7 protein-coding genes are annotated in these 6371 nt (G+C 32.4%); all 7 read left to right on the top strand.

The annotated features are described in order from the left end of the window. The coding region (locus PHC28_RS14170; RefSeq protein WP_367278042.1) for a tetratricopeptide repeat protein at window positions 1-638 on the top strand (638 nt) is incomplete at its 5' end. A 102-nt stretch (window positions 639-740) separates the two neighbouring features. Next, window positions 741-2504 (top strand): TonB-dependent receptor, encoded by a 1764-nt coding sequence (locus PHC28_RS14175; RefSeq protein WP_300101954.1) that lies wholly within the window; start codon window positions 741-743, stop codon window positions 2502-2504. A 118-nt stretch (window positions 2505-2622) separates the two neighbouring features. Then, window positions 2623-3072 (top strand): hypothetical protein, encoded by a 450-nt coding sequence (locus PHC28_RS14180; protein ID WP_300101957.1) that lies wholly within the window; start codon window positions 2623-2625, stop codon window positions 3070-3072. Window positions 3073-3177: 105 nt separating this feature from the next. Next, the gene (locus tag PHC28_RS14185; RefSeq protein WP_300101961.1) at window positions 3178-4374 is read left to right on the top strand and encodes an ATP/GTP-binding protein; all 1197 of its coding nucleotides are present in this window, start codon (window positions 3178-3180) and stop codon (window positions 4372-4374) included. A 3-nt stretch (window positions 4375-4377) separates the two neighbouring features. Next, window positions 4378-5100: an RloB family protein gene (locus tag PHC28_RS14190; RefSeq protein WP_300101966.1), complete on the top strand. Its 723-nt coding sequence runs from the start codon at window positions 4378-4380 to the stop codon at window positions 5098-5100. A 230-nt stretch (window positions 5101-5330) separates the two neighbouring features. Beyond that, entirely contained in the window at window positions 5331-5600 is a 270-nt protein-coding gene (locus PHC28_RS14195) for a hypothetical protein (RefSeq protein ID WP_300101970.1), read from the top strand. 1 nt (window position 5601) lies between these two features. After that, window positions 5602-6371, top strand: a 770-nt coding sequence (locus tag PHC28_RS14200; protein ID WP_300101973.1) for an amidase, incomplete at its 3' end; no start/stop codon positions are given.

Below are 6371 nucleotides of genomic sequence, written 5' to 3' on the forward strand. Positions count from 1 at the left end.
TTACGGAACAATCTTTGGCACGATTGGCACAGATTTTCTTAAAAATGAATGATTATTCTAAAGCAATTCCAGTTTTATCTCGTTTAGAAACCGAAGCTGATTTTCCTCAAAATAAGACCTTTGCACAATCTAATTTGATGAAGTGTTATTATGATAAAAAGGATTATGACAATTCGGTGGTGTATGCCGAGAAAGTTTTGGCAAACCCAAAAACGGATGATAATGTAAAAAGTGATGCCCAAATTATCGTGGCTCGTGCTGCCATACAAACCGGTGATGAGACCAAAGCAAGAACGGCTTACGCCAAATTGCAAACTATTGCCAAAGGAGAATTAGCTGCTGAGGCTTTATATTATGACGCTTATTTCAAAAATAAAGACGGAAAACTCGAAGCTTCAAACACAGCCGTTCAAAAATTAGCCAAGAATTATTCAGGTTATAAATATTTTGGAGCCAAAGGATTAATCTTGATGGCGAAGAATTTTTATGGATTGAAAGATAGTTTTCAGGCAACTTATATCTTGGACAATGTGATAAAAAACTTCACTGATTTTCCAGATGTTGTGTCAGAAGCCCAAGCGGAATTGGAAAGTATTAAAAATGAAGAATCTAAAACGAATTCGTCAATAGATAAGTAATTGATTGTCATTTCGACCAACGGGAGAAATCACATCTGTTGCTCACGTTATGTGATTTCTCCTGCGTCGAAATGACAAATTTTAATAAAAAAATAACAAAATATGAAAATCAATTTCAAAAATATAATTGCACTAGTCTTATTTGTAACTTTCCAATTTTCTTTTGCGCAAAAAAAGGAAGAAAACATTGGGACAGAAGTTGTAAATGTGGTAAAGCCTTATACGCCAACAATTTCAGATGCTTTCAAAATTAAGGAAACTCCTGTGCTTGACGATGAAGGAAATACTAAAAAAGAAACCATAAAATATACGATTTTCTCCTTTCCGGTAGCTTCCACTTTTACACCATCCAAAGGAAAAGCGGAAGGAGTCGAAAAAGAAGAACAAAAGCATTTATTTCAAAATTACGCCACTTTTGGAGGTGGAAATTACGGAATTGTAAATGCTGAATTATTCGTGAATCAAGAATTAGATAATAACTCTTATGTGGGTGGAATGTTTCGCCATCTTTCTTCACAAGGTTCTATAAAAGGAGTCGAATTAGACAATAAATTTTATGACACTTCGATTGATTTAACATACGGAATTCACGAAAGAGATTTGTCTTGGAATTTGGATTTGGGTTATCAAAATCAGATTTACAATTGGTATGGAATGCCTGTGGGTTATGGTAATGGATTAACTCCAAATGATAGAGCTAGTTTGATTGCAGGAATCAATCCGCAACAAAGTTATAACAACATTTATTTGGGAAGTAAAATAGAGTTCAATGAAAGTATTGTTAAAGAAGCAATTGTGAAATTCGATCATTTTTCGGATGCTTTTGGGTCTTCTGAAAATAGATTTTATGTAAGACCTTCATTTCAATTTGACATCAATGATAGAGAAGTAAAAACGAATGTCATTGTCGATTATCTTAGTGGAAGTTTCAAAAAAGACTATTGGAATACGAACGTAAATCCAATAAAATATGGCTATACTAATTTTGGTATTGCATCAACTTTTGTGATGAACGAAGACGATTGGACAGTGCATTTAGGAGCCGGAATATTTTATAGTATGGATAACCAAAACAGCAACAATAAATTTTACATTTATCCGCAAATTAATGCTTCCTATAAAGTAGTTGGTGATTTGATGATTTTTTATGCAGGAGCCGAAGGGAATTTAGAACAAAATACCTATTCGGATTTTGTTAGTGAAAATCCATTTTTATCACCTACTTTAAATATTGCGCCAACGGACAAACAATATGATATTTTTGCTGGATTGAAAGGGAAAATTATCAATAATGTGAGTTACAACATTCGTGGTTCTTATGTAAATGAAAGAAATAAAGCCTTGTTTAAAAGCAATGATTACAGCGAAATTAACCCTGGAGAAAATTATACTTTTGGAAATTCGATGCAAGTGGTTTATGATGATATGAAAACCCTGAGTTTTTATGGAGAGTTAAAAGCTGATTTTTCAAAAGATGTGACTTTTGGAATCAACGGAACTTTTAGCAGTTATACCAATACTTTTCAAGCTGAACCTTGGAATTTGCCAGCAATTAAGTTGAGTTCTACCTTGGATTTCAATATTACTCCAAAATGGTATGCTGGTGTGAATGTGTTTTATGTTGGCGATCGAAAAGATCAAAAATTGAATTCGGATATTGTTTATATCGTGGTTCCAAATTTAGTACCGATAACATTGGATAGTTATTTTGATGTCAATGCGCATTTAGGATTCAAATATAGCGATAGATTAACTGCCTTTTTGAGAGCTAATAACATCACGAATAAAGCCTATGAAAAATGGCTAAATTATCCGGTTCAGGGATTTCAAGTAGTTTTGGGAGCGAATTATAAATTTGATTTTTAAATTTTTCTTAACCACAAAGTTCACAAAGAAGGCACGAAGAGAACAGAAAATAAATTTTAAAAACTTTGTAACCTTGTGCCTTCTTTGTGAACTTCGTGTTTAAACTTTTTCCTAAATTATGACTTTCAAACAAAAAATCCACCAACAGTATCAGCAATTAGTCCAAGACAGAATTGATGTTTTCAAGGATATGATTGTCGCTTTGACCGAAGATTCAAAGAACGATGCCAAAGGTTCTGCTGGCGATAAACACGAAACCGCTTTGTCGATGATGCATATCGAGCAAGAAAAACTCAATCACAAATTGAAAGAAGTAATTGCTCAAAAAGCCATTTTAGACAAAATCGATTCCACCACAATTGCCAAAACTATCATTGTCGGAAGCTTGGTCAAAGCCAATGGGATTTATCTTTATTTAAGTGCAGCTCTTCCTAAAATTGCTGTTGATGGGATTAATGTTATTGCGCTTTCCCCGCAATCTCCGTTGGGAAATAAACTGATGGGGAATGAAGTGGGGTTTCAATTTGAAATTAATGGGACGAAGTATTTGATTGAAGAAATTCTATAGTTATAATTTTGTGAAATTTCCTCAAATTTACGTGATTGTGAATATTTATAATTACATTTGTTGGTAACTTTGAGAAAATTTCTCAAAAATATAAAAAGATTAGCTATGCTATTAGAATTCACAGTCGGGAATTTTTTATCATTTAAAGACAAGAAAACCTTTAGTTTAGAAGCCGGAGGTATTAAAACCATTTTGCCAGATAATGTTGTTCAAAACGGAAAGTACAAAGTACTTCGTTCGGCAGCTATCTATGGTGCTAACTCTAGCGGGAAAAGTAATTTTGTAAAAGCTTTGGATTTTATGGTTAATACTGTTAAGAATTCTTCAAAGTTAAATTCAATAGATAAATTAGGAGCCAAGCCTTTTTTATTAAATACAGAAACAGAAAATCAGCCTTGTTATTTTGAAATTCTTTTTACGGAAGGAGAAAGTCGCTATCGTTATGGTTTTGAATTGGATAATGATAAAATTCATTCTGAATGGTTGTTTATTTTAGAAGCCAATTCAAAAAAAGAAATTCCTTATTTTGTGCGTGAACTTGAAGGTATTGGTGTAGCAGATGTTTTTGAAGAAGCAAAAGGATTGGAAAGTAAGACTAGAGATAATGGATTGTTTATTTCTGTTGCTGATCAATTTAATAGCAATATTGCGAATAGAGGGATGCGTAATATGTCAAAAATGGAAGTTTTATCTGGAATAGATCATAAAGCTGCTTTTACTATGACAAGTATTTTGTATAGATATGATGAAGATAGACAGATGATTGAATCTTTTATTGCGAATTTGAAATTAGGTTTCGATAAGTTCAAATTAGGTTTGGATAAAAGAATAAAAACGATTCACAAAAAATATAATAATAAAGGAGAGTTTGTTTCAAATTTTGAATTTGATTTAATTGATCAGGAGTCTTCGGGAACAAATAAGTTGTTTGATTTGTCGGGTTATATAGTTTTTTCAATTATGTACGGGTATGTTTTGATTATTGACGAATTGGATTCCAAATTACATCCTATTTTGACACAAGAAATAATTAAATTATTCAACAATCCAGAAACAAATCCGAATAATGCCCAATTAATTTTTACTACTCACGACACCAATTTACTTGGGGCTAATCTGTTTAGAAGAGATCAAATTTGGTTTACGGAGAAAGATGAGGTTGAAGCTACCGATTTGTATTCATTGTTGGAATTTAAAGATGGAGATGGTAAGTCGGTCAGAAACGATAGAAGTTTTGAAGCTGATTATATAAGAGGACGCTATGGTGCAATTCCGTATATTTCTAATTTACAGGAAATATAGGCTATGGCAAATATCATAAAAATCCAAAACCATCTTGCTAAACGAGAAAGAACAAAGGAGAAGAAGAGAAGTGTTGAAACTAAAGAAGTTCGAGTTTACTTTTTAATTGTTTGCGAAGGCGAAAAAACAGAACCCAATTATTTCAAGTCTTTTAAAACTAATGTGAAATCATTTGTTTTTACTATTGATACTTTGGGAGAAGGTTCTAATACTAAAGATTTGGTAAAAAGAACTATTAATTATAGAGATAAATCAAGTCAAGAATACGATAGTGTTTGGGCTGTTTTTGATAGAGATAGTTTTAATCCAAATAATTTTAATGGAGCAATTGAATTGGCTGAGAATAATGATATAAAAGTGGGTTGGTCAAACGAAGCTTTTGAATTATGGTATTTGTTGCATTTTCAATATAGAAATACTTCAATGTCAAGAGCTGACTATAAAAGAGTGATTGAAGATGAAATAAATGCTAAAATTACTGCTCAATCAAAAAGCAAAAAACCTAAAAAATTTGAATACAAAAAGAATAGTACTGAAATGTATTCCATTTTAAAAAAGTATGGAAATCAAAAACAAGCAATATCTAATGCTAAAAAATTGATTTTAAATCATAGTTGTACCAATTTTGCAATTCACAACCCTTGTACTAGAGTCCATTTATTAGTTGATGAACTAAATGGTGATTCCGAAGAATTGAATGAAAAAATAAAGCAAAAAAGCGAATAAAAATTCCTTAAAATCCGCGATGCTTGCATCCGTTTTATCCGTGTTCCATTCTTCTTAGAGGGGATTCATTTTTCAACAATATCACATATTATAACAAAATCAAACATTATGTTAAAATAGTATCTTCTTTGGTTGAAAACTATCTAAATCATTAAAAAATAGAAATCCCTAATAAAACTTTTCGTAAATTCGCAACCTTAAAAGTTTGACTTTAAAAACGAAATAAAATTATGAGCAAAACAATGACAGTCGACATCTTGTCGAGTATTAAAGGAGCACAGCCTTCCGAGAGCGTGAACAAATTATTTGATGTAATAAAAAATGCAATTCCAACAAATAATAATTCCTTGAATAATGTCAATCATAATTGTGTGTCTGTGAGTAATTTAAGAGAAGATGTTGTGATAGAGAGTTTAGCTATCGAGAAACAACTCATTATAGAAAACTTCCCGAACAAGAAAAATGGTTTTTTAGTAGTTGCAAAAGTGATAGAAGGATAAAATGGAATCTCAAATAAAAAAAATACACCAGCAATTGGTGTCAAAACAAATAACTTGTACGGCTTTGGTACAAGAAAAATTAGACTTACTTAAACAAAATACGTGTAACTCTGTCAATTCTTTATTGGATACTTTGGCTCTGGAATTAGCTGCTAAGGTGGATGCTAAAATTGCAAACGGAGAAACTATTGGTTTGCTGGAAGGAATTCCTTTTGGAATTAAAGATGTCTATATGTTGCAGGGAACTTACACAACTGCAAGTTCTGAATTGTTAAAAAATTATAAATCTCCTTACACGGCTACTGCCATTCAGAAATTATTGGATGCCGGTGCTATTCCATTGGTAAAAGAAAACTGTGATAGTTTTGGTCACGGATCTTCCAGTGAAAACACCATTTTTGGAGCTGTAAAAAACGCTATCGATCCAACATTAGTTGCCGGTGGTTCAAGTGGAGGTTCTGCGGTTAATGTAGCTAAAGATTATACCGTGTTTTCTATTGGTGGAGATACGGGCGGTTCTATTCGTCAGCCTGCCGGGTACAATCATATTTATGGTTTCAAACCAACTTACGGAAGAATTTCCAGATTTGGTCTGATGGCTTATGCGTCTTCTACAGATTGTGTGGGGCCATTGGCAAAATCAATTGAAGATATTCGAATTGTGTTGAATGTAATGAGCGGAAAAGATCCAAAAGATCAAACTTCAATTACATCATCAGAAATCAGTGAAGAAGCTATTGCAGCTTCAACTGTAAAAACAATAGGGTATTT

Source organism: Flavobacterium sp. (genome assembly GCF_028712645.1).
GTDB lineage: Bacteria > Bacteroidota > Bacteroidia > Flavobacteriales > Flavobacteriaceae > Flavobacterium.

What these genes read in the sequence shown, in the direction of transcription:
- PHC28_RS14195 (WP_300101970.1), top strand. Translation starts at nt 5,331, where the DNA reads ATGAGCAAAACAATGACAGTCGACATCTTGTCGAGTATTAAAGGAGCA.
- PHC28_RS14180 (WP_300101957.1), top strand. Translation starts at nt 2,623, where the DNA reads ATGACTTTCAAACAAAAAATCCACCAACAGTATCAGCAATTAGTCCAA.
- PHC28_RS14185 (WP_300101961.1), top strand. Translation starts at nt 3,178, where the DNA reads ATGCTATTAGAATTCACAGTCGGGAATTTTTTATCATTTAAAGACAAG.
- PHC28_RS14190 (WP_300101966.1), top strand. Translation starts at nt 4,378, where the DNA reads ATGGCAAATATCATAAAAATCCAAAACCATCTTGCTAAACGAGAAAGA.
- PHC28_RS14175 (WP_300101954.1), top strand. Translation starts at nt 741, where the DNA reads ATGAAAATCAATTTCAAAAATATAATTGCACTAGTCTTATTTGTAACT.